Here is a 22,198-nt window from a genome sequence, read left to right as displayed (position 1 = left end):
CGCAGCGCTGGAATCACCGCACCATGCACATGCGCGAAAAACGCATAGCCAGACGACCCAAAGCTTGCCAAGGGTCGGTGGGCCAATCCGGCACCTTCAGGCCTTTGACGATGCCGTCCACCTGATGGGCCGACTGCAGCAAGCCGCTCAGGCGAGCTTCTGACAAGCGTGGCAAGACACGTTCGAACAAACGTTCACGTGGGCCCCAGACACGCTGCTCACGCAGGGCCATGGGCAAGGGCTTGCCTGCGGCCATGGCGTCTTTCACACGCTTCAAGGCGCGGATGTCTTCGGCCAGTGTGTAGTGCACCAACACGGCCGCCTCGCCTTCGGCCTGCAGGCCATCGAGCATGCGCTGCACACGCGAGACCTGCCCCGACAAGACCGACTCGGACAGCTTGAACACGTCGTAACGCGCCACGTTGAGCACAGCCGCCTCGACCTGGTCTTGGCTGAGTTCGCCCGCGGGATGGAGCAAACCGAGTTTCTGGATCTCTTGGTGCGCTGCCAACAAGTTGCCTTCCACGCGGTCGGCAAAGAACTGCAAGGTGCGCTGGCCTTCTTCGCCTGCGGCAACGCTTTGACCCTGACGCTGCAAGCGCTGGGCGATCCATTGCGGCAAGGCGTTGCGCTCCACCGGATCGATCTGAAGGGTCACGCCCGCGCCTTCCAGCGCACCGAACCAAGCGCCTTTGCGGGTGGCGGCATCCAGGCGGGGCAACAAGAACAAGGTCAGCGTGCTGTCGTTGCCCTGCGCCGAATCGGCCAACTGCTGGATCGCGGGGCTGCCCTCTTTGCCGGGCTTGCCCGAGGGGATGCGCACTTCCACGATTTGCTTGTCGGCGAACAGGCTCATGGAGCCACCAGCGGCCAGCACTTCGCTCCAGTCAAAGTGTGTGCCCGCCACAGTGTGCACCGTGCGTTCGGTGTAGCCCTGCGCACGGGCGGCGGCACGAATGGCATCGGCCGCCTCCTGAATGAGCAAGGCTTCGTCGCCGTGCAAGGTGTAGAGGCTGCGCAAGCCTTTTTGCAGGTGCGCACTCAGCTGAGGAAGGGCCAGTTGCATCGCTCAGGCGTCAGGGTTTGGCAGCCGGTGCAGGCACGGGGGCGGGCACAGGTTTGCGCGGCTTGACGATCGACAAGCGCCGCATGATTTGCTGCACGATGTCCGTTTGCATGTCGCGGTACATCATGCCCATTTCGATTTCCTTGGACAGCGCGCCAGTTTCCGTGAAGCTCAAATCGCGCTGCTGGTAAAGCTCAACAGGCTCGATCCACTCTTCACCGTCCGGGGTACGCAACCTGAATCCCACGCGCAAGCGCAGCTGCATCTCGCGCACCTGACCGGAGGCATTCATGCCCACCACCACCTGCTGGCGAACTTCGCTCAAGATGTCGAGGATGGCATCGGCGTCCGGCATTTTCTTGGGGTCGGTCACCAGGTCAATGCGGCCAGAACCCAGCAAGTTGCGGCGCAACTCCACGCCCAAGGGCGAGGTGTCCGAAAAATTACCGTACAGGGTCTTGAACGGGAAGTCCTGCGTCTGACGGAGCGCAAAGCCACAAGCCGTCAAGGCCATCGCCGGAGCGATCGCCAAAGCAATCAGGAGACGGCGGCGCGAAGCGTTCATGCGGGCTTTCAGACGACGATGTTGACCAGGCGGCCTGGCACCACGATCACTTTCTTGGGCGCAGCGCCTTCGGCTTGCTTGATGAAAGCTTCGCTCGCCAGCGCTGCGGCTTCGATCTGCGCTTTGTCGGCGCTGGCAGGCACCAAGATGGCACCGCGCAGCTTGCCGTTGATCTGCAGCATGAGTTCGAGCTCGTCGCGCTGCAAGGCCGACTCGTCCACACCGGGCCAGGCCACATCAAGCAACTCGCCACAGCAAGCGGCATAACCCAACTCGGTCCACAGCTGCTCGGCAATGTGCGGGCAAGCGGGGTACAAAACGCGCAACAGGATGGAGAAGCCTTCAGCCAAAGCGGCCGAATCTTCAGCGTTGTCCGACAAAGCGGCATCTTCCAGCGTGTTGAGCATCTTCATCACCGCCGAGACGACGGTGTTGTACTGCATGCGCTCGTAGTCGTAATTGGCCTGTTTGAGCACGGTGTGGATATCCAGGCGCAGGGCCTTGGCAGCCTTGCCAAATTCCACCGTCTGGCTGCGGTCCACCGCGATGCCGGCTTTCAAGGTGGCTTCGTGCTTGACGCCAAAGTTCCACACTCGGCGCAGAAAACGGTAGCTGCCTTCCACGGCGGCGTCGTTCCACTCCAGCGTCACCTCGGGGGGCGCGGTGAACATGGTGTACAGGCGGGCCGTGTCAGCGCCGTAGCGCTCGATCAGGTCTTGTGGGTCCACGCCGTTGTTCTTGGACTTGGACATGGTGCCCACGCCTTCGTAGTCGATGGCGGTGCCCACAGGCAGACGGCCGTCGCCGCTGTCGGCTTCGTTCTTGAGCTTGGCTCCCACCACTTTGCCGGTCTCGTCCAGCACATGCTCGACGTCGTGCGGCCAGAAATAGTCCTTGCCACCCTTGGCTGTGCGGCGCGAATAAATGTGGTTGAGCACCATGCCTTGCGTGAGCAACTTGGTGAAGGGTTCATCGACCTTGACCAGCCCCAGATCACGCATGACTTTGGTCCAGAAACGGGCGTACAAGAGGTGCAAGATGGCGTGCTCGATGCCGCCGATGTATTGATCCATCGGCATCCAGTAATCCGCCCCCTCGGCCACCATCTTCTCGGTGTTGGTCGGGTCGCAATACCGCATGAAGTACCAGGACGAATCCACGAAGGTGTCCATGGTGTCGGTCTCGCGGCGGGCCGCTTTGCCGCACACGGGGCAAGTCACACCCGCGTGAAAACCTTCGTGCTTGTGCAGCGGGTTGCCCGAGCCGTCGGGGATACAGTCTTGCGGCAAGACCACTGGCAGGTCTTTTTCGGGCACGGGCACCGCACCGTGTTCATCGCAATGGATGATCGGGATCGGCGTGCCCCAGTAGCGCTGGCGGCTCACGCCCCAGTCGCGCAGACGCCAGGTGGTTTTCTTCTCGCCCAAGCCTTTGGCAGCGAGCAACTCGGCCACTTGGGTGACGGCGGCTTTTTGGGTCAGACCATCGAGTTCGCCGGAGTTGACGCACACACCGTCTTTGGTCGCATACCACTCTGCCCAGGTCGTTGCGTCAAAAGAGGCCTTGGCGTTGCCTGCGTTGGGCAACGATGAGATGGCGTCTGTAGCGCCCGACGCAGGCGACGACAAGGCCGTCCCACGCTGAGCGACGACTTGCTGGATCGGCAAGGCGTACTTCAAAGCAAACGCGAAGTCACGTTCGTCGTGCGCAGGCACGCCCATGACAGCACCGTCGCCGTAGCTCATGAGCACGTAGTTGCCGACCCAGACCTCAACCTGTGCGCCGGTGATCGGGTGCGTCACGAACAGGCCCGTGGCCATGCCCTTTTTCTCTTGCGTGGCCAACTCGGCTTCGGTCGTGCCGCCGCTCTTGCACTCTTCCAGGAAAGCGGCCAAAGCAGGGTTCGATGCGGCAGCGTGCAAAGCCAAAGGGTGCTCAGCCGCCACGGCGCAAAAAGTCACCCCCATGATGGTGTCGGCCCGGGTGGTGAAGACATACATCTTGCCCTCGCCGATCAAAGCGCCGTCAGCGCCAGCGATGGTGTGCGTGAAAGCAAAGCGCACACCTTCGCTCTTGCCGATCCAGTTTTCCTGCATCAGGCGCACTTTGTCGGGCCAGCCGTTCAAGGTGGCCTTGTCGTTGCCCAGCTGCACATGGTCCAGCAGCTCTTGCGCATAAGCGGTGATGTTCAAGTAGTAACCGGGGATCTCGCGCTTTTCGACCAGCGCACCGGTGCGCCAGCCGCGGCCGTCAATCACCTGCTCGTTGGCCAGCACGGTCTGGTCAACCGGGTCCCAGTTCACGACTTGGGTCTTGCGGTAGGCGATGCCTTTTTCAAGCATCTTGAGGAACAACCACTGGTTCCACTTGTAATAAGTCGGGTCGCAGGTGGCGACTTCGCGCGACCAGTCGATGGCCAAGCCCATGGCCTGCATCTGCTTTTTCATGTACGCGATGTTCTCGTACGTCCATTTGGCCGGGGGCACGCCGTTTTTCAAAGCGGCGTTTTCGGCGGGCAGACCAAAGGCATCCCAGCCCATGGGCATCAAGACGTTGTAGCCCTTCATGCGCAGGCTGCGCGTGAGCATGTCGTTGATGGTGTAGTTGCGCACGTGGCCCATGTGCAGCTTGCCGCTGGGGTAAGGCAGCATCGAGCAGGCGTAGAACTTCTTTTTGCTGGCGTCTTCGGTGACGCGGTAGGCATCGCGGGCCGTCCAGCGGGCCTGTGCTGCGGGTTCGACTTCGAGGTGGTTGTACTTGTCTTGCATAGGGGTCGATTGTAGAGGGCGCTGGGTCTGGGGCTCGCTTGTTTGAGGTGCGCTGGGGCCTGCCTCCCTGCGGGCTCATGCGCTAAAGGTGTTCACCCCCCAGCTTTGCACCTGGGTAGGTGATGGCTCAGCGCTTGGGGGTGGACGGGGTCTGGGCGACGAAGCCGATGCGGGACAGGCCTGCTTTTTGGGCCAGGCCCATGGTTTCGACCACGCGGCCGTAAGGCACGGATTCGTCGGCGCGCAGCTCCAGCTCGGTGTTGGGGTTGCGTTTGGCGGCCTCGGCCAAGCGCTGGCGCAGGGCTTCCGGGGTGATGGGCTTGTCGGCCAGGTAGACCGTGCCTTGGGCGTCCACCACCAGCGACAGGGCCTGGGGCGAAGCGCCCGCCTCGCCGCCTTCGGCCTGGGGCAAGTCCATGCGGATGGCGCTGGTCAACAGGGGGGCGGTGAGGATGAAGATCACCAGCAGGACCAGCATCACGTCGACCATGGGCGTGACGTTGATCTCGCTCATGGGCGCATCGGCCTTGGAGGAGGACAGGCGGCCGAAGGCCATGGCTCAGTCCTGCGGGTCGGTCAGCAGGCCGCGCACATCATGGGCAAAGCCTTCCAGCTCGGCTTCGATGATGGCCACGCGACGGCCCAGCAGGTTGTAGCCCAGCACGGCCGGAATGGCCACCGCCAGACCGGCAGCGGTCATGACCAGGGGTTCACCCACGGGTCCAGCGACTTTGTCGATGGTCAATTGGCCTGCCTCGGCCATGCCCGTCAGGGCGTTGAGAATGCCCCAAACGGTGCCCAGCAAGCCGACGAAAGGTGAAATCGAGCCCGCCGTGGCCAGCAGCAACTGGCCCCACTGCAGGCGGCGCACCACCGATTGCAAGGCGTCGCGCAGCACACGGGTCAACTGGTTTTGGCGATCACCCGCCGAAGCCAGGGTGCCGCCTGCAGGCAGCAAGGTCGCTTCCAGCAAGGGGGTCACGCAGCCATCCCGGTCAAACTGGGCCACACGTTGTTGTGCGGCGTCAAAACCCGGGGCTTGCCAGAAGGCAGCCACACTGCGGCGCACATCCAGGCTCACACGGGACAGCAAGCGCCATTTCCAGACGATCACCACCCAGCTGCTGACCGACAGCGCCAGCAAGGCCACAGCCAGCACGCGGCTGACCAAGTCACTGTGAAACAAGAAGTCGGTCAGGCTCATCGCAAACTCGAGTTCAGCGCAGGTTCAACACATCAAACATGTCGAACAAGCCGCGCTGCTGACCGGCCAGGAAACGCACAGCACGCAAGCTGCCTTGGGCATAGGTCGAGCGACTGGACGATTTGTGCGTGACCTCGATGCGCTCGCCGATGCCGGCAAACAGCACGGTGTGGTCGCCCACAATGTCGCCGCCACGGATGGTCGAAAAACCGATGGTGGACGGGTCGCGCTCGCCGGTGTGGCCGTAGCGCTCGTACACGGCGCACTCTTTCAGGTCACGGCCAATGGCTTCAGCGATCACTTCGCCCATCTTGAGGGCCGTGCCCGAGGGGGCATCCACCTTGTGGCGGTGGTGGGCCTCGATGATCTCGATGTCATAGCCGGTGGACAGGGCTTGGGCCGCCATTTGCAGCAGCTTCAAGGTCACGTTCACACCCACGCTCATGTTGGGGGCCATGACGATGGCGATGTCTTGGGCGATCTCGGCGATTTCAGCCTTTTGCGCATCGGTGAACCCGGTGGTGCCGATCACGGCTTTGACACCCAGTTCGCGGCAGACCTTCAGGTGCGCCAAGGTGCCTTCAGGGCGGGTGAAGTCGATCAGAAAGCCCGAGTCCTTCAAACCGGCTTTCAGATCAGCCACCACCGCAACACCACTGGCCTTGCCCAAAAAGGCAGAGGCATCCTGGCCCAGCGCAGGGCTGGCAGGCATGTCGAGCGCACCCGACAGGCGGCAATCGTCGGTGGCCAAGATGGCTTCGATCAGCATGTTTCCCATGCGGCCGGTGGCGCCAGCCACCGCAACGGGCAAAGTGTTCAATGGGCTCATGGGAATTTTCAAGGCTGGTGAAAGGCGCTCAAGGCCCCTTTCTGGTTCAACGGGTCACAGGCTCCAGCGGCGGGTAGCTGCTGGGCAAGGGGGCGGGCGTAGGGCGAGACGTGTCCATGTCTGGCTTGTTCACAGAAAAGCGTTTGAGGTCATCCTCGGTGGCCTCCAGCTTGGGCATCGCACCCGCAGTGCGGGGGCGCACGAGTCGGCCTGCAAACTCGGCCTCACTGGGCAGAACATCGCTGTCAATCTGGTCAAGCACGTCGCCTTTGAACATCACCGTCAGGCGGAAGTTCTGCGCCGGGACGCCTTGTCGCTGAATGCTGAAGACATAGTCCCAGCGATCGGCATGAAACAAACTGGCCACCAAGGGTGTACCGAGAATGTCACGCACCTGCGCACGGACCATGCCCGGACGCAACGCAAGGCGCTGTTCTTTGGACACAAAATTGCCTTGCACCACTTCAGGCACGTAAGCCTTGAACGTGTCTTGGTGAATACTGCTGCAGCCGCCAAGGCAGACACTCAAAACGAGTCCAGCAAGCCAGACCTGCGGAAAGCGAAAATTCAGGGAAGCTGTCATGTTTGAAGTGGGACCGATATGATCGAGGCATTGTAGCGGCAGCCACTCATTTCGGTCGGGCTGTTTTACCCTCTGTCAAACCCATGAGCCAAATCGACGAACTCAAAAACAACGGCCTCAAAGCCACCTTGCCTCGCTTGAAAATCCTGGAGGTTTTTCAAAGCGGCGCGCAGCGGCACATGACGGCCGAAGACGTGTTTCGTCACCTGCTTCTGGAGAACACCGACATCGGACTGGCCACGGTTTACCGGGTGTTGACTCAGTTCGAGCAAGCAGGCATCTTGAGCCGCAACCATTTTGAAAGTGGCAAAGCGGTTTACGAGCTCAATGAGGGCCAGCACCATGACCATGTGGTGTGCTTGGACTGCGGTCGGGTGGAAGAGTTCTATGACCCTGAAATCGAGTCCCGGCAACAGGCCGTCGCGCACGCCAAAGGCTTTGTGATTGCGGACCATGCGCTGAGCCTGTACGCGCACTGCACACAAAACCCTTGCCCGCACCGTCAGCGCTGAGGCGCGCTGCTGCCCTTATTCCATGGCGCGGCGCTGGCGCTCAATGAAATCTTGGTAAGTGTCGATGCCCCGCATCTGCAAGATGGTGTTGCGCACAGCGGCTTCCACCAACACCGAAATGTTGCGACCTGCCACCACCTGGATCACCACCTTACGCACCGGGATGCCCAGCACGTCTTGCGTGAGCGGCTCCGAAGGCATGCGCTCGTAATCGCGGTCAAAGGTTTCACGGCGCACCAGGTGCACGATGAGCTTCAGGCGCATCTTGCGGCGTACTGCTGTCTCGCCAAAAATGCCACGGATGTCGAGCAAACCGATGCCCCGCACTTCGAGCAGGTTTTGCAGCAAATCAGGGCAACGCCCCTCAATGGTGGTCTGATTGATGCGGTACAGGTCCACGGCATCGTCGGCCACCAAACCGTTACCGCGAGAGATCAGCTCCAACCCCAACTCACTCTTGCCCAGACCCGACTCACCGGTGATGAGCACACCCATGCCCAGGATGTCCATGAAGACCCCGTGCATGGTGGTGCGGTCGGCAAAATGTTTGGACAAGTAGGCCCGCAAAACGTCGATCACAAAAGCCGACGATTGCTCGGTGGCAAACATCGGGATTTGTGCCCGTTCGCACATGGACAGCAAGGCGTCCGGTGCGACCTGCCCATCGGCCAGCACCAGCACGGGTGGCTCCAGCGTGACGATACGGGCAATGCGGCGAGCACAGTCTTCTGGCGTGGCATTGCTCAGGTAAGCCACTTCGCGCGGCCCCAGGATCTGAACGCGGTAAGGGTGGATGTAGTTGAGGTAGCCGACCAGATCGGCGCCTGAACGGGCTTCGCGCACGGCGACTTCGTCAAACCGGCGTTCAGAAGCCCCCAGCCCTGCCACCCACTGCCACTTGAGCTTGCCGCGGTGGTCCTCAAACAGGACGTCGGCGCTGATGACGGTCGGCTTCATGGCAACAGCTCAGGACAGGTCTGAACTCAGACCGTTTGGGCGGACTGCCATTGGGCAATCAGTTGGTGCAAGCTCTCTTGGCTGCCACTGCCCTTGATGTTTTCGCGCAACTGGCTGTCGCTGAGCAGCTCGGCAATTTCGGACAGGATTTCCAAGTGCTTCTGGGTCGCCGCTTCGGGCACCAGCAAAAAAATCAGCAACTTGACGGCTTGCTCATCAGGCGCATCAAAGCCAATGGCCTGCGCCAACTGGAAGACCGCGGCCATGGGTGCCTTCAAACCTTTGATCCGGCCATGCGGGATGGCCACACCGTGACCCAGGCCGGTCGAGCCAAGACGCTCACGAGCAAACAGGCTGTCGGTCACCAAGGCACGCGACAGACCGTGCAGGTTCTCAAAGAGAAGACCCGCTTCTTCGAATGCGCGTTTCTTGCTGGTGGCTTCCACCTGCACAAGAACTTGGGCAACAGGCAATATGGATGAGAGACGATTCATGTTCGAGGCGGATTATGCACCTGTCGCCGACCCACCGGTTGGCAGACCTTGTCACGACAGGAACTGCCGCCCTGCTCCTTCGGCGCTTGGCCCGCATTGTCAGACATGAAAAGGGCCGCTTGTTGCGGCCCTGGTTTTCACTCGATTCAAAGAACAATCACATCATGCGTTTGGGTGCGCTGTGGTGATGGTCGGTGATCCGGTCCTTGTGCTTGACCACCTGACGATCAAGTTTGTCGACCAAGTCATCCACGGCAGCATACAAATCCTCATGCGCGCTTTCTGCAAACATGTCGCTGCCTTTGACATGGATGTTGCATTCAGCGCGTTGGCGCTTTTCCTTTTCCTTCTGCTTTTCCACGGTCAGCAGCACTTTCACATCGACCACCTGATCAAAATGTCGGGTAATTCGGTCCAGTTTGCCCGTCACATAATCGCGCAAGGCGGGGGTAACTTCCAGATGGTGTCCGCTGATTGTCAAATTCATAAGCTTGGCCTCCATAGATCCCGTGTAGGAAAGCCCCTCCTAAGGGGGGCGACAAACCACTTTTTTCGGGTGGTTCGCCCCCACTATGCGCTCGCCTTTTGAGAAAAGCAATGTGGCCTATGGAATGCACCTAGGGCACCGGGAAATTGGGCATCAAGCGCCATTTCGGTGTTATCGTGTTCTAGGATTGGGCATGGTCACAATGACTTTCATGCCCGAGGTCAGCCGTGCAAACGCACCCGCCCGGCCAGCCAAACCGACAACAAGCTGGCAGCCACACCAATCACCCCCGCCACCCAGTAATGCGTCAAATGCCCTTGCGCATCGCGCCCAATGATGGTGCCGCCCACCATGGCCGCCAAACCCATGGCCGCCGACTGCACTGCCGAATTGATGGTCATGAAGGTGCCGCGCAAGCGCGGCTCCACCGCCGATGAAATCAGCGCCATGCCCGGGATCATGCGGCCACTCATCACGCTGAAGAATGCCGTTGAAATCACCAACAAAGCGACCAAAGGCAGGCCTGCGGACAAAGTGGTGGCCATCAAAGGCAGCGAGACCGCCACGGCCAAGCGCTTGAACATTTTGACTTTACCCACTCGGTCGGTCAGGCGACCAAACAAACGCGCTGTCAACAAGGTGGCCATGCCGCCGAGCAAATACACCCAAGGGACCTGCTCGGGGTGCATGCCCGCATTCGATTGCAAATAAATCGTGATGTAAGGGATGACCGTGAAGCCAGCAAACATCATTGCCGCCGACAAGGCGAAGGCTTTGATGTGGTTGGCGTCAACCAGCACCTGGCCAATGCTGCGCCAAACACTGGTGCGATCAGGGTGATGCAAATGAGCGTCCAGCAGCGGCAAGGTTTGCCAAGCACCCATCACCAGCGAGCCCACCATGACGGCTATGGCCATGAATGGCGCATGCCAACTCAGGTGCGCCGCCAAAAACAGGCCCAACGGCACGCCCGCCACAGTGGAGACCGAAAACGAGGTCATGACCACGCCCATGGCTCGGCCACGGCGCTCAAACGGGATCACATCAGCGACGATGGTTTGCGACAAGGCCGACAAGACTCCGCCAAACAGCCCTGCGGCCACACGGGCAAGCATCAGCCACCCATAGGTCGGTGCCAACCCGCAAGCGAGCGTTGCCAATCCAAACAAGGTGTACATGGTCAACAGCAAGCGTTTGCGACTGAACCGGTCCACATAGGTGGCCGCCAGCAAGCCGGAAGCACCAGCCGACAAGGTGTAGGCAGAGACCAGGACACCAAATTCTGCGTTGCTGATGTCAAACAGGCGGGTGAACTGCGGCCCCAAGGGCATCATGATCATGAAGTCCAGAATATGGGTGAACTGGATGCCAGCGAGGGTCAGCAGCAGCCAGCGTTCCCGCCTGGGAGTCAAATGTGAGGTCATATGGAATCTGAGTGAAGCATTTGAATCTAACACCCCAGCGCCAGCGCCAAGTCCGGTGCGATAATCCGCCCATTCTTTTTTTTGGAGACCCTGTCGTGGACGCTACCCCGAGTTGGTAGCTTTCGGACGCCTTGAGCATTGTGCCCATCGTTCGGAAGCTGCTTTCCCCTTCGCCGCCCCTTTGAACTTTTGGCAACTGGCCTTTTTCTGGATTCGCCATGCTCAACATCTTCACCCTTGCCAATGGCCGTCTCTTCCAAGAGGAGATCGAGTCCCTGGAAGAACTCTCTCGCTTTCAACCCATCTGGGTGGACCTGGAATCGCCCACGGTCGACGAAAAGCGCTGGATCAAACAGTATTACGGCCTGTCCATCCCGGAAGATGCGATGGACGAGGACATCGAGGAATCCGCCCGCTTCTACGAAGAAGACAACGGCGAATTGCACATCCGTTCGGATTTTTTGATCGCCGACGAGGATGAGCCGCGCACGGTGCGCTGCGCCTTCATCCTGAACCAGCACAACGCCGACCTCAAAAGCCGGGGGGTGCTGTTTTCGATCCATGACGAAGACGTGCCGGTGTTCCGACTGCTGCGCCTGCGCGCGCGCCGCGCACCCGGCTTGCTGGAAGACGCCAAGGAAGTGCTGCTCAAGTTGTTTGACGCGGACGCCGAATACTCGGCCGACACCCTGGAAGGCATTTACGACAAGCTGGAAATCGCGGGTAAAAAAGTGCTGTCGGGCGATGTCACCGATGCCATGGCCGGTGAAGTGCTGGGCGCGATTGCACGCCAGGAGGACTTGAACGGCCGCATCCGCCGCAATGTGATGGACACGCGCCGCGCCGTGAGTTTCATGATGCGCTCCAAGATGCTCAATGCCGAGCAGTTTGAAGAAGCCCGCCAGATCTTGCGCGACATCGATTCGTTGGATTCGCACACGGCGTTTTTGTTCGACAAGATCAACTTCTTGATGGACGCCACCGTCGGTTTCATCAACATCAACCAGAACAAGATCATCAAGATCTTCTCGGTGGCCAGCGTGGCCTTGTTGCCCCCCACTTTGATCGCCAGCATTTACGGCATGAACTTCCAGTACATGCCCGAACTCAACCAAGCCTGGGGCTACCCCATGGCCATCGTGCTGATGGCCGCCAGCGCCGTGGTGCCCATGTGGTACTTCCGTCGCCGGGGCTGGTTGAAGTAAGCCGCCTTCGCTGGGGACGTTGGTTGCAGCGATCTGGGGCCGGGCTCCTCAGACGCAGGCTCAACATCGTCGCCCGGCCCCAGCCCACTGCAACAAACTTTGGGCCCATCTTGTCGCAGTCAACAAGCACCCCAATGCAAGGCTTGACGGCATTACCTCTGCAGCAACCACTGCGACAAGATGGCCAGGCTGTAGCGGCTGGCCACATCGCGGATGAAGCGGCTGAAGTCGGTGTGGGCCTCGTCGTCTGCGCGGTCTGAAATGGTGCGGACCGCCGCAAACGGCACGCCGTAGTCCAGACACACTTGCGCCACGGCGGCACCTTCCATCTCGACCGCCAAGGCGTCGGGCAGGCTGAGTTGCAAGGCCTGGCTTTCGGCGGTGGTCGAGACAAAACGGTCACCGCTGGCGATCAAGCCTTGGTGCACGCGCGGTGACAACAAATGAAAGTCTGCAATGGCCTGCGCGCCCAGATGCTGTGCGGGGTCGGACAGCACTTGCTCGGCTGCGGCTGCCAAGGCTTTTGTCAAGGCGGTATCGGTGCCAAAGCGCGATCGGCCGTACAAGGGCACTTCGTGTTTCGGGAACAAGGGCGAGGCGTCCATATCGTGCTGCATCAGACCCGTGGCCACCACCACATCGCCCACCTGGGCGTGCGGTGCCAACCCGCCTGCAGCGCCGGTGAACACCAAGGTGTCGACCTTGAAACGCTCCAGCAAAACCGTGGCTGTGGTGGCTGCAGCCACTTTGCCAATGCGCGACAGCACCGCCACCACGTCGTGGCCATGCCAGTGGCCCACCCAGAAATCCCGCCCTGCCACACGCACACGCTGCTCATCGGGCATGGCCGCCAAGACGGCGGCCAACTCTTCATGCATCGCACTCATGATGCCGATCACGGCCATGGCTTGTCCCTTGTTTCAAATAAAAAAGCGGCTCCTGTGAGCCGCTTTCCAGTGTACCGACGCTGGCGCACCGACCACTCAGGTTGAAGGGCTGCGCAGCTCGCGTCGCAAGATCTTGCCCACTGGGGTTTTGGGCAACTCGTCACGGAACTCGATGACACGGGGCTGCTTGTAAGCGGTCATGTTGGCACGGCAATAGGCCAAGATCTGCACTTCAGTCAGCTGAGGGTCTTTGCGCACCACCACCAACTTGACCGCTTCGCCGGTTTTTTCGTCGGGCACGCCAATGGCCGCGCACTCCAGCACGCCGGGGCAAGCCGAGGCCACTTCTTCGACCTCATTGGGGTACACATTGAAGCCGCTGACCAGGATCATGTCTTTCTTGCGGTCCACGATCTTGAAATAACCCCGCGCATCCACGATGCCCACATCGCCCGATTTGAAATAACCGTCGGCCGTCATGCCCTTGGCGGTTTCGTCAGGGCGCTGCCAGTAACCGGCCATGACTTGCGGGCCTTTGATCGCAATCTCGCCCGCTTGGCCCGGCTCGGTCACATCTTGGCCCTCATCATCGATCAGCTTCATCCAGGTGCCCGGAATCGGTACGCCGATGGTGCCAGTGAACTCGGTGCTGGTGGTCGGGTTGCAGCTGGCCGAGGGGCTGGTCTCGGACAGGCCATAGCCTTCGCAAATAGGACAGCCGGTTTTCTCGAGCCAGAGTTTGGCCACGTTCGGCGTCACGGCCATGCCGCCACCGACCGACACCTTGAGGCTGGACCAGTCGACTTTGTTGAAGTCCGGATGATTGGCCAAGCCATTGAACAAGGTGTTGACAGCCGGGAAGCTGTGGAAGGTGTGCTGGGACAACTCCTTGAGCACCGCAGGCAAGTCACGGGGATTGGGGATCAGGATGGTCTTGCCGCCAGTGCGCATGGACAGCATCATGTTCACCGTGAAAGCGAAGATGTGGTACAGCGGCAAGGCGCACACCGACGTGGGCTGCTCGTTGGCGGGCACGCGCTTCATGACCGGCTCGTTCCAGGCCTCGGACTGCAAGACGTTGGCGATCACGTTGCGGTGCAACAGTACCGCGCCTTTGGACACGCCCGTGGTGCCGCCGGTGTATTGCAAAACGGCGATGTCATCGGGTCCGATCTCGGGTTTGCGCCAAGGCAGCCTGCGTCCCTGCGCCAAGGCTTGGTTGTACCGGACCGCCTGTGGCAGCTCGAAAGCGGGCACCAGTTTTTTGACATTGCGCACCACGTGGTTGACGATGGCACCTTTGAGCAGCCCCAAACGGTCGCCCATGGACGCCAACACCACATGCTGCACCGATGTTTGGGCGATGCACTTTTCGAGGGTGGCCGCGAAGTTTTCAATGATCACGATGGCTCGGGCGCCCGAGTCCTTCAACTGATGTTCGAGTTCGCGAGGGGTGTACAGCGGATTCACATTGACCACCACATACCCGGCACGCAAGATGGCGGCCACGGCCACGGGATACTGCGGCACATTGGGCATCATGATGGCGACGCGGTCGCCTTTGCACAGGCCCAGCGATTGCAGGTAAGCGGCCAAAGCCTGACTTTCCGCATCGGTTTGGGCGTAACTGGTGTTCTTGCCCATGTAACTGTAAGCCGTGCGCTCGGCGTAACGGGCAAAACTCTCTTCCATCAGGCCCACCAGCGAGCTGTATTGACTGAATTCAATGTCGGAGGGAACGCCTTCGGGGTAACTGCTGAGCCAAACGCGGTCGGGTGTCATAGCATGCATCTCCATGCGAATCAGTCTACCGCACAACTGACGGCAAACTGACTCGCAAAAGTACTGGATTTCCCGATGGTTTAGGCCTTCAAGGCCACCAGCACTTCATCCAGCATTTTCTTGGCATCTCCAAACAGCATGCGGTTGTTCTCTTTGTAGAACAGCGGGTTGTCCACGCCCGCATAGCCGCTGGCCATGGAGCGCTTCATGACGATGCTGGTGCGTGCCTTCCAGACTTCGAGCACCGGCATGCCGGCGATCGGGCTGGTCGGGTCATCTTGCGCCGCTGGGTTCACGATGTCATTGGCACCAATGACCATGGCCACGTCGGTGTCAGGGAAGTCGTCGTTGATCTCATCCATCTCCAGCACAATGTCATAAGGCACTTTGGCCTCGGCCAGCAGCACGTTCATGTGTCCCGGCATACGGCCCGCCACTGGGTGGATGCCAAAGCGCACGTTGACGCCTTTTGCGCGCAAGTGTTTGGTGATTTCATTGACCGTGTGCTGGGCCTGGGCCACTGCCATGCCATAACCCGGCACGATGACCACGCTCTTGGCATCACGCAGCAGTTCAGCCGTTTCACTGGCACTCACAGGCACCACCTCACCTTGGGGCTCGGCTGCTGAGCCATCGGTCTTGGGCGCAGCAGGGGCCCCACCGCCAAAGCCCCCGGCGATCACGCTGATGAAGTTGCGGTTCATCGCATTGCACATGATGTAGGACAAGATGGCCCCAGAGGAGCCCACCAGCGCGCCGGTCACAATCAGCAAGTCGTTGCCGAGCATGAAGCCCGTGGCTGCTGCGGCCCAGCCCGAGTAACTGTTGAGCATGGACACCACCACCGGCATGTCCGCGCCGCCAATGGCCATCACCATGTGAACGCCAAACAGCAGTGCGATGGCGGTCATCACGATCAGCGGGGTCATGCCGCTTTGCACATCGTGTGCATTCACAAATTCACGGCCAAACCAGATCACGATCAAGAGACCCAGCAGGTTGAGCCAGTGGCGGGCGGGCAGCATGAGCGGCTTGCCGCCGATCTTGCCATTGAGCTTGCCAAAAGCAATCAGCGAGCCCGAGAAAGTGACCGCACCGATCAAGATGCCGACGTAAATCTCCACTTCGTGGATGGCTTTTTCAGCGCCCTCGAACTGAACCGAGGTGTCCACATAGCTGGCAAAACCCACCAGGCAGGCCGCTAAGCCCACCAAGCTGTGCATCAGCGCGACCAGTTCGGGCATCTGGGTCATCTTGACGGTTTTGGCGGCATAAAGGCCAACGCTGCCGCCGATGAGCAGAGCGCCCATGATCCAGGGAATACCGGCTGCTGCCACACGGGGCCCGAGGATGGTGGCGAGCACCGCCAGCGCCATGCCGATGACGCCATAGAGGTTGCCGCGCCGTGAGGTTTCCGGGTTGGACAAGCCACCCAGGCTGAGGATGAAGAGGATGGCTGCGCCAATGTAGGCGACCGTGGCCAAGCTAGAGGTCATGAAGGTCTCTTTTCTTTACTTGCGGAACATGTCCAACATGCGGCGGGTGACAGCGAAGCCACCAAACATGTTGACGGCCGTGAGCACGATGCCGGCAAAAGCCAGCCACTGGATGAGCTGGTCGGCCCGGCCATTCGTACCCGCCTCGGGCGGCAGGATTTGCACGAGCGCACCAATGACGATGATGCTGGAAATCGCATTGGTCACACTCATGAGAGGCGTGTGCAGCGCAGGCGTCACGTTCCACACCACCATGTTGCCAATGAAGCAGGCCAGCACAAACACCGTGAAGTGGCCCAAGAAGGCCGCCGGAGCGTAGGCGCCAATGGCCCAGAACGTCAGAGCGCCCAAACCAAACACCAGCGCCAGGGTTTTGGCGGGCATGGGGCCGCTGCTGCCGTGGCCATGACCGCCTTTTTTCTCGGCCACCGCCACCGTGGGCTTGGGCGCAGGCTTGGGTGCCACCACCAGTGGTGGCGCGGGCCAGGTGATTTCACCGTCCTTGATGACCGTCAGACCCCGAATGGCATCGTCTTCCATGTTGACGTTGATCACGCCATCCTTGGTCTTGCACAGCTCTTCCGTCAGGCGGAACAAGTTGGTGCCATACAGCGTGGACGACTGACGCGCCATGCGCGAGGCCAAGTCGGTGTAACCCACGATGGTCACACCGTGCTTGACCACGGCTTTGCCGGGCTCGGTCAGTTCGCAGTTGCCGCCTTGCTCGGCGGCCATGTCCACGATGACGCTGCCAGGCTTCATGCTTTTCACCATCTCGGCGGTGATCAGCTTGGGCGCGGGCTTGCCAGGAATCAAGGCCGTGGTGATGATGATGTCGCACTCTTTGGCCTGCTGCGCGTACATCTCGCGCTGCGCGGCCTGGAAGCCTTCGCTCATGACCTTGGCATAACCGCCGCCGCCCGAGCCTTCTTCTTCGTAATCCACCTTGACGAACTCACCGCCGAGCGACACGACCTGGTCGGCCACTTCGGCGCGGGTGTCGTTGGCGCGCACGATGGCACCCAGGCTGGCAGCGGCACCAATAGCGGCCAAGCCGGCAACACCAGCACCGGCAATGAACACCTTGGCCGGGGGCACTTTGCCCGCGGCCGTGATCTGGCCATTGAAGAAACGGCCAAAGGCGTTGGCCGCCTCGACCACGGCGCGGTAACCGCTCACGCCCGCCATCGAGGTGAGCGCGTCCATCTTCTGGGCGCGGCTGAGCGTGCGCGGCAGCGCGTCGATCGACAGCGCCGTGACTTTTTTAGCTGCCAGCTGCTGCATCAAATCGGGGTTTTGGGCCGGCCACAAAAAGCCGATCAACGTTTGGCCTGCGTGCATCAGCGCCACTTCTTCGGCTGTGGGTGCACGCACCTTGAAGACGATGTCGCTGCCGCTCCAGAGGTCTGCAGCGCTTGGTGCAATCGAAGCACCGGCTTCGACGTAAGCGTCGTCCGACAGGTCGGCCAGCTCACCAGCGCCCTGTTCCACCGCCACAGCAAAGCCAAGTTTGACCAGTTTGGTGACCACATCGGGCACGGTGGCCACCCGTTTTTCTCCGGGGAAAATCTCTCGCGGCACGCCTATGCGCATGGTTGTTCTCCTGAAAATAATGAAATCGCTGGACCTGAGCACGATAAAGCGCAGGTCAATCGCTCAATATAAACCGAAACTCATCCCCCCCCACCCCAGCCAACCCCGGGCATACCCTGATAGGCGTCCACAGATAATCACCGCATGGACACACGCTGGAAACCCAATGTCACCGTGGCCGCCATCATTGAAAAAGATGGCCGCTATTTGCTGATCGAAGAACACACCCAAGAAGGCTTGCGCCTGAACAACCCTGCGGGACACTTGGACCCGGGCGAATCGCCCGCCGAAGGCTGCGCTCGCGAGGCACTGGAAGAAACCGCACACCCATTCAAGCCCACCGCACTGGTGGGCGTGTACCTGTCGCGTTTTCAGCGCCCCGCCACGCAAGAAGACATCACTTATTTGCGCATGGCTTTTTGCGGCGAGATCGGTGAACTGCAAGCAGGCCGATCTTTGGACGAAGGGATTGTGCGCACAGTCTGGATGACGCTCGACGAAGTGCGCGCCAGCGCAGAGCGTCACCGCAGCCCACTGGTTCTGCGCTGCATCGAAGACCACCTGGCCGGCAAACGCTTTCCGCTGGACGTGATTTACACCGACGGCGCGGTGGCCTCTTTGCCACCACTCGCGGCGTGATGGACAGCGTGTGGCTTGTCACAGGCGCCGCCGCCTTTGGCGCGGGGGTCCTCAACGCCATTGCAGGGGGCGGCAGCTTTTTGACTTTTCCTGCGCTGGTTTTTGCAGGTGTGCCCCCCTTAGCGGCCAACGCCACCAGCGCTGCGGCGGTGAGCCCTGGCTATTTGGGCAGCACCTTGGGCTTCAAGGCAGAACTCCACGCCATCCCGGGCACCACGCTGCAACGCGAGGTGATCATCGCTGCCGTCGGCGGTCTCATCGGTGCCACCTTGTTGCTCGTCACGCCCGCCCGCTTGTTTTCGGGGCTGGTGCCTTGGCTTTTGTTGCTGGCCACCACGCTCTTTGCACTCGGGCCGGTGATCGCATCGCGCGGTGCGGGGCTGGGCCATCCGCAGTGGCGTTTGCCAGGCCTGCTTCTCGTGGCCATTTACGGCGGGTACTTCAACGGCGGCCTGGGCATCTTGCTGATGGCGCTGTACACCTTGACGGGTGAGTCACGCCTGAACACGGTCAATGCCCTGAAGAACCTCAATTCATTTGTGCTGTCCTGGCTGTCGGTGGCCGCTTTCGCTTGGGCGGGTGCCATTGTCTGGGATCAAGCCCTGTGGATGATGGCCCTGGCCACCGCTGGGGGCTGGTCGGGTGCGCGTTTGGCCAAGCGCCTGCCTGCACGCTGGGTACGCTGGCTGGTGATCACCACCGGACTGGTGATGAGTGCGGTGTTTTTCAGCCGTTTGGGCTGAATTTCAATCACTGAACGGGCACGTTCACGCCCGCAGCGACTTGGTCCAGTCGGGCCTGCTCTGCCCGCACTTTGGCCACATAGCCACCATCTTCAAACACAGCATCACCACCCAGGTAGAACTTCAAACCATCGTCCACCGAGCCCCCCTTGAGCTTGATGGCATCGGCCAACACAGCCACACCGACACGGAGGTTGGTGAGCGGATCAAATGCGGTCAGATTGCCGCCATAAGCCTGATAACGCTTGGTGTGAATGCCGGTCATCACCTGCATCAGGCCCTGCGCGCCCACCTGACTTTGAATGTAGGGATGGAAATTCGACTCGATGGCCATGACACCCAAAATCAGGTTGGGCGCCAATCTGTACTGTTTGCCCAACACTTGGGCCTCGGCCACCAAAGCTGCAACGGGTTCGGGTGCCACTTTGTATTTGCGGGCCAACCAGTTGGCCACGGCGGCCTGACTGGTCGGTAAATCACGCACATTCATGGCCGTAGCCCGCTCGGCAGCGTTCTCTGGCAACCAGGACACCAGCACCTGCCGTTCACGCAGCCATGCAAAGAGTTTTTCTTCAGAGGCCTGCAACCATTCAGGTTTGAGCCACAAAGCCAACACACAGGTAGCCACGGCCAAGCCCACCATGGCCAAACCACTGTGGGTGACAAGGAACAATCCATGTGCGATATCGCTCAGAACGGTTCGAACGTTGAAGCACCAGGTGCAGGGTTTGGACATCACATAAATTAATTCAAAGGATTATAAATTTCTGTCAGACGCAAGCACGAGATAATCCAAGCATGTCACATCTTCCTCGTGTGGTCGTCGGTTTGTCCGGCGGCGTCGATTCAGCCGTCAGCGCCTACCTGCTCAAACAGCAGGGGTACGAAGTCATCGGTATCTTCATGAAGAACTGGGAAGATGACGATGACAGCGAGTATTGCTCATCCAACATCGACTTCGTCGATGCCGCCGCTGTGGCGGATGTGCTGGGCATTGAAATCGAGCATGTCAATTTCGCAGCCGACTACAAGGACCGGGTGTTTTCGGAATTCGTGCGCGAATACCAAGCCGGGCGCACGCCCAACCCCGACATCCTGTGCAATGCCGAGATCAAGTTCAAATCGTTTCTGGACCACGCCATGCGCCTGGGGGCAGAAAAGATCGCCACCGGCCACTACTGCCGCGTTCGGCTCAATGAACAGACGGGCCGCCACGAACTGCTCAAAGGCTTGGACCCCTCCAAAGACCAAAGCTACTTTTTGCACCGCCTGAACCAAGCGCAGCTGGCCAAGACCTTGTTCCCGGTGGGCGAGCTGCACAAGACCGAAGTGCGCCGCATTGCCGAAGACATCGGCCTGCCCAACGCCAAAAAGAAAGACTCCACCGGCATCTGCTTCATCGGCGAGCGCCCATTCCGCGAATTTTTGAACCGTTACATCAGCAAAGAACCCGGGCCGATCAAGGACCCGACCGGCCGCACCATCGGCCAGCATGTGGGGCTGAGCTTCTACACCTTGGGCCAGCGCCAGGGCTTGGGCATTGGCGGCATCAAGGCCAAAGGAGCGGACATGGAAGCACTCCGCGCCCGCGGATTGCGCGGCGCTGGCGAGCACACACCCTGGTTTGTGGCCCGCAAAGACATGGAACACAACACGCTGTGGGTGGTGCAAGGCCACGACCACCCCTGGCTGCTCTCGCCCGCGCTGCTGGCCGATGACGCCAGCTGGTGCGCAGGTGAGCCTCCGGCTTGCGGCCCATACGCCGCCAAAACGCGCTACCGCCAAGCCGATGCGCCTTGCCAACTGCTCGCCGGGTCAGATGGCCACATGGCAGCCGCGTTCGAGTTGCAGTTCCCAGAGGCTCAATGGGCTGTGACGCCCGGGCAAAGCGCCGTGCTCTACGACGGCGATGTGTGCCTGGGCGGCGGCGTGATTTCTGCCGCCATCCCCCACGCCTGAGACAGCACTGGGGCCACGCTTGAAAATCGACTTTGATGGCCTCCAGGCTTTTGTTTGCGTGGCGGAGTTCAGCAGCTTCGTCAAAGCCGCCGAGCAGTTGCACCTGACGCAAACCGCGCTGACCCGGCGCATCCAAAAGCTCGAAGGCTTGCTGGACGCCCGGCTGCTGGACCGCACCACCCGCAAGGTGGAACTCACCGCCACGGGCCGTGACTTTTTGCCCCAAGCCCGGCACCTGGTGCTGGACGCCACCCGCACACTGGCCCGCGTGCGCGACAAAGCACAAGCCAGCGGCGGTCACTTCACGCTGGCCTGCGTGCCCTCGCTCACGACCCATGTGTTGCCAGAGCTCATCCGCACTTATGCCCAGCAAAGCCCGGGCAACACCTTGCGGCTGCTGGACGCGTCCTCGCACGATGTGCGTGCCGCCGTGCTGGACGGGCAGGCCGAATTGGGCATCGCCATCAACGGCGAGCCGCACGCCGAGCTGCAAGAGGTGGCGCTGTTTGAAGACCCGCTGACCTTGTTGTGCCCCACCCCCCATGCGCTGCAAGACAGGCGCACGGTCAGCTGGACCGACCTGCAAAGCGTGGACCTGATTGTGGTGAGCAGCTTCATGGCCACCCGGATGTTCCTGGACTACCAACTGGGCCAACGCGGCATCCGACTGAGCGGCCACTACGAGGTGCAGCACCACGCCACCGCCATCAACCTGGTGGCCGCAGGCGTGGGCTGCGCCATCTTGCCGTCGTCCACCTTTGAAAATGGCGACCGGCCCCATGTGGTCAAAATTCCGCTGACCGGGCCGGTGGTCAAGCGGCGCGTGACCCTGCTGCGCCGCAAGCAGCCCAGCCTGTCGCTGGCAGCAGAAAACTTTCACCAACTGACCTTGACCCACTTCGGCAAACGCCGCCGATAAGATTGATGCGCCAAACGCAATAATTTGCGTAAATATTTCATTTCACAAATTCAGGCGTTTCACCGACACTGCGCCCTGAAAAGACA

General features: G+C 60.7%; 22 protein-coding genes. 6 read left to right on the top strand and 16 right to left on the bottom strand.

Translation table 11 applies throughout. The features are described from left to right. Positions 1 to 13: 13 nt before the first annotated feature. The 7 genes from holA to B9Z52_RS14250 all read right to left on the bottom strand — a co-directional run bounded on the left by holA (position 14) and on the right by B9Z52_RS14250 (position 6,961). The gene (holA, locus tag B9Z52_RS14280; protein WP_108414524.1) at positions 14 to 1,066 is read right to left on the bottom strand and encodes a DNA polymerase III subunit delta; all 1,053 of its coding nucleotides are present in this window, start codon (positions 1,064 to 1,066) and stop codon (positions 14 to 16) included. 10 nt (positions 1,067 to 1,076) lie between these two features. After that, positions 1,077 to 1,631, bottom strand: a complete 555-nt coding sequence (gene lptE, locus B9Z52_RS14275; RefSeq protein WP_108414523.1) for an LPS assembly lipoprotein LptE — start codon at positions 1,629 to 1,631, stop codon at positions 1,077 to 1,079. A gap of 8 nt (positions 1,632 to 1,639) precedes the next feature. Then, entirely contained in the window at positions 1,640 to 4,399 is a 2,760-nt protein-coding gene (gene leuS / locus B9Z52_RS14270) for a leucine--tRNA ligase (protein WP_108414522.1), read from the bottom strand. A 127-nt stretch (positions 4,400 to 4,526) separates the two neighbouring features. After that, positions 4,527 to 4,955 (bottom strand): biopolymer transporter ExbD, encoded by a 429-nt coding sequence (locus B9Z52_RS14265; protein WP_108414521.1) that lies wholly within the window; start codon positions 4,953 to 4,955, stop codon positions 4,527 to 4,529. A 3-nt stretch (positions 4,956 to 4,958) separates the two neighbouring features. Then, positions 4,959 to 5,603: a MotA/TolQ/ExbB proton channel family protein gene (locus B9Z52_RS14260; RefSeq protein WP_108414520.1), complete on the bottom strand. Its 645-nt coding sequence runs from the start codon at positions 5,601 to 5,603 to the stop codon at positions 4,959 to 4,961. Between the two features lie 13 nt (positions 5,604 to 5,616). Next, positions 5,617 to 6,432 (bottom strand): 4-hydroxy-tetrahydrodipicolinate reductase, encoded by an 816-nt coding sequence (dapB, locus tag B9Z52_RS14255; protein ID WP_108414519.1) that lies wholly within the window; start codon positions 6,430 to 6,432, stop codon positions 5,617 to 5,619. Positions 6,433 to 6,478: 46 nt separating this feature from the next. Further along, positions 6,479 to 6,961, bottom strand: coding sequence for an outer membrane protein assembly factor BamE (locus tag B9Z52_RS14250; protein ID WP_233251971.1), 483 nt, complete (start codon positions 6,959 to 6,961; stop codon positions 6,479 to 6,481). Between the two features lie 137 nt (positions 6,962 to 7,098). On the opposite strand from B9Z52_RS14250, the gene fur reads away from it, so the two are divergent. Continuing rightward, positions 7,099 to 7,527 (top strand): ferric iron uptake transcriptional regulator, encoded by a 429-nt coding sequence (fur, locus tag B9Z52_RS14245; protein ID WP_108414517.1) that lies wholly within the window; start codon positions 7,099 to 7,101, stop codon positions 7,525 to 7,527. A gap of 15 nt (positions 7,528 to 7,542) precedes the next feature. Here the strand turns inward: fur and hprK are convergent, their stop codons facing one another. From hprK to B9Z52_RS14225, 4 genes are all read right to left on the bottom strand, one after another. After that, positions 7,543 to 8,484 carry an HPr(Ser) kinase/phosphatase gene (hprK, locus tag B9Z52_RS14240; protein ID WP_108414516.1) on the bottom strand — a complete coding sequence of 314 codons (942 nt, stop codon included), beginning with the start codon at positions 8,482 to 8,484 and terminating at the stop codon, positions 7,543 to 7,545. 26 nt (positions 8,485 to 8,510) lie between these two features. Beyond that, positions 8,511 to 8,978 carry a PTS sugar transporter subunit IIA gene (locus B9Z52_RS14235; RefSeq protein WP_108414515.1) on the bottom strand — a complete coding sequence of 156 codons (468 nt, stop codon included), beginning with the start codon at positions 8,976 to 8,978 and terminating at the stop codon, positions 8,511 to 8,513. Positions 8,979 to 9,135: 157 nt separating this feature from the next. Further along, the gene (hpf, locus tag B9Z52_RS14230; RefSeq protein WP_108414514.1) at positions 9,136 to 9,465 is read right to left on the bottom strand and encodes a ribosome hibernation-promoting factor, HPF/YfiA family; all 330 of its coding nucleotides are present in this window, start codon (positions 9,463 to 9,465) and stop codon (positions 9,136 to 9,138) included. 221 nt (positions 9,466 to 9,686) lie between these two features. Further along, on the bottom strand, positions 9,687 to 10,889 hold the full coding sequence (locus B9Z52_RS14225; RefSeq protein WP_108414513.1) for an MFS transporter: 1,203 nt from the start codon (positions 10,887 to 10,889) through the stop codon (positions 9,687 to 9,689). 218 nt (positions 10,890 to 11,107) lie between these two features. Between B9Z52_RS14225 and corA the strand changes: the two genes are divergently transcribed. After that, positions 11,108 to 12,094 carry a magnesium/cobalt transporter CorA gene (gene corA, locus B9Z52_RS14220; protein ID WP_108414512.1) on the top strand — a complete coding sequence of 329 codons (987 nt, stop codon included), beginning with the start codon at positions 11,108 to 11,110 and terminating at the stop codon, positions 12,092 to 12,094. A gap of 152 nt (positions 12,095 to 12,246) precedes the next feature. Here corA and B9Z52_RS14215 read toward each other — a convergent pair whose 3' ends face one another. The 4 genes from B9Z52_RS14215 to B9Z52_RS14200 form a co-directional block, all read right to left on the bottom strand. Further along, positions 12,247 to 12,999, bottom strand: coding sequence for a 5'-methylthioadenosine/adenosylhomocysteine nucleosidase (locus B9Z52_RS14215; RefSeq protein ID WP_108414511.1), 753 nt, complete (start codon positions 12,997 to 12,999; stop codon positions 12,247 to 12,249). Positions 13,000 to 13,077: 78 nt separating this feature from the next. Further along, complete coding sequence (locus B9Z52_RS14210) at positions 13,078 to 14,763, bottom strand: long-chain-fatty-acid--CoA ligase (RefSeq protein ID WP_108414565.1); 1,686 nt, start codon at positions 14,761 to 14,763, stop codon at positions 13,078 to 13,080. Between the two features lie 80 nt (positions 14,764 to 14,843). Beyond that, positions 14,844 to 16,259 carry a Re/Si-specific NAD(P)(+) transhydrogenase subunit beta gene (gene pntB, locus B9Z52_RS14205; protein WP_108414510.1) on the bottom strand — a complete coding sequence of 472 codons (1,416 nt, stop codon included), beginning with the start codon at positions 16,257 to 16,259 and terminating at the stop codon, positions 14,844 to 14,846. Positions 16,260 to 16,274: 15 nt separating this feature from the next. Then, a complete protein-coding gene (locus tag B9Z52_RS14200) occupies positions 16,275 to 17,852 on the bottom strand; it encodes a Re/Si-specific NAD(P)(+) transhydrogenase subunit alpha (protein WP_108414509.1) in 1,578 nt (525 codons plus the stop codon). A gap of 144 nt (positions 17,853 to 17,996) precedes the next feature. On the opposite strand from B9Z52_RS14200, the gene B9Z52_RS14195 reads away from it, so the two are divergent. Together B9Z52_RS14195 and B9Z52_RS14190 are read left to right on the top strand one after the other, a co-directional pair. Next, positions 17,997 to 18,491, top strand: coding sequence for an NUDIX hydrolase (locus B9Z52_RS14195; RefSeq protein WP_108414508.1), 495 nt, complete (start codon positions 17,997 to 17,999; stop codon positions 18,489 to 18,491). Continuing rightward, positions 18,491 to 19,234, top strand: coding sequence for a sulfite exporter TauE/SafE family protein (locus B9Z52_RS14190; protein WP_108414507.1), 744 nt, complete (start codon positions 18,491 to 18,493; stop codon positions 19,232 to 19,234). The genes B9Z52_RS14195 and B9Z52_RS14190 overlap by 1 nt, the downstream gene beginning before the upstream one ends. Before the next feature lie 7 nt (positions 19,235 to 19,241). Here B9Z52_RS14190 and B9Z52_RS14185 read toward each other — a convergent pair whose 3' ends face one another. Next, positions 19,242 to 19,907 carry a lytic transglycosylase domain-containing protein gene (locus B9Z52_RS14185; RefSeq protein ID WP_233251970.1) on the bottom strand — a complete coding sequence of 222 codons (666 nt, stop codon included), beginning with the start codon at positions 19,905 to 19,907 and terminating at the stop codon, positions 19,242 to 19,244. Positions 19,908 to 20,032: 125 nt separating this feature from the next. Here B9Z52_RS14185 and mnmA point away from each other — a divergent pair, with 125 nt between their 5' ends. Together mnmA and B9Z52_RS14175 are read left to right on the top strand one after the other, a co-directional pair. Continuing rightward, on the top strand, positions 20,033 to 21,193 hold the full coding sequence (gene mnmA / locus B9Z52_RS14180; RefSeq protein WP_108414505.1) for a tRNA 2-thiouridine(34) synthase MnmA: 1,161 nt from the start codon (positions 20,033 to 20,035) through the stop codon (positions 21,191 to 21,193). A 19-nt stretch (positions 21,194 to 21,212) separates the two neighbouring features. Further along, positions 21,213 to 22,112 (top strand): LysR family transcriptional regulator, encoded by a 900-nt coding sequence (locus tag B9Z52_RS14175; protein WP_108414504.1) that lies wholly within the window; start codon positions 21,213 to 21,215, stop codon positions 22,110 to 22,112. Positions 22,113 to 22,198: the final 86 nt, after the last annotated feature.

Origin of the sequence: Limnohabitans sp. Jir72, from assembly GCF_003063575.1 — a bacterium.
GTDB lineage: Bacteria > Pseudomonadota > Gammaproteobacteria > Burkholderiales > Burkholderiaceae_C > Limnohabitans_A.
This window is presented reverse-complemented; position numbering and strand designations above follow the sequence as displayed.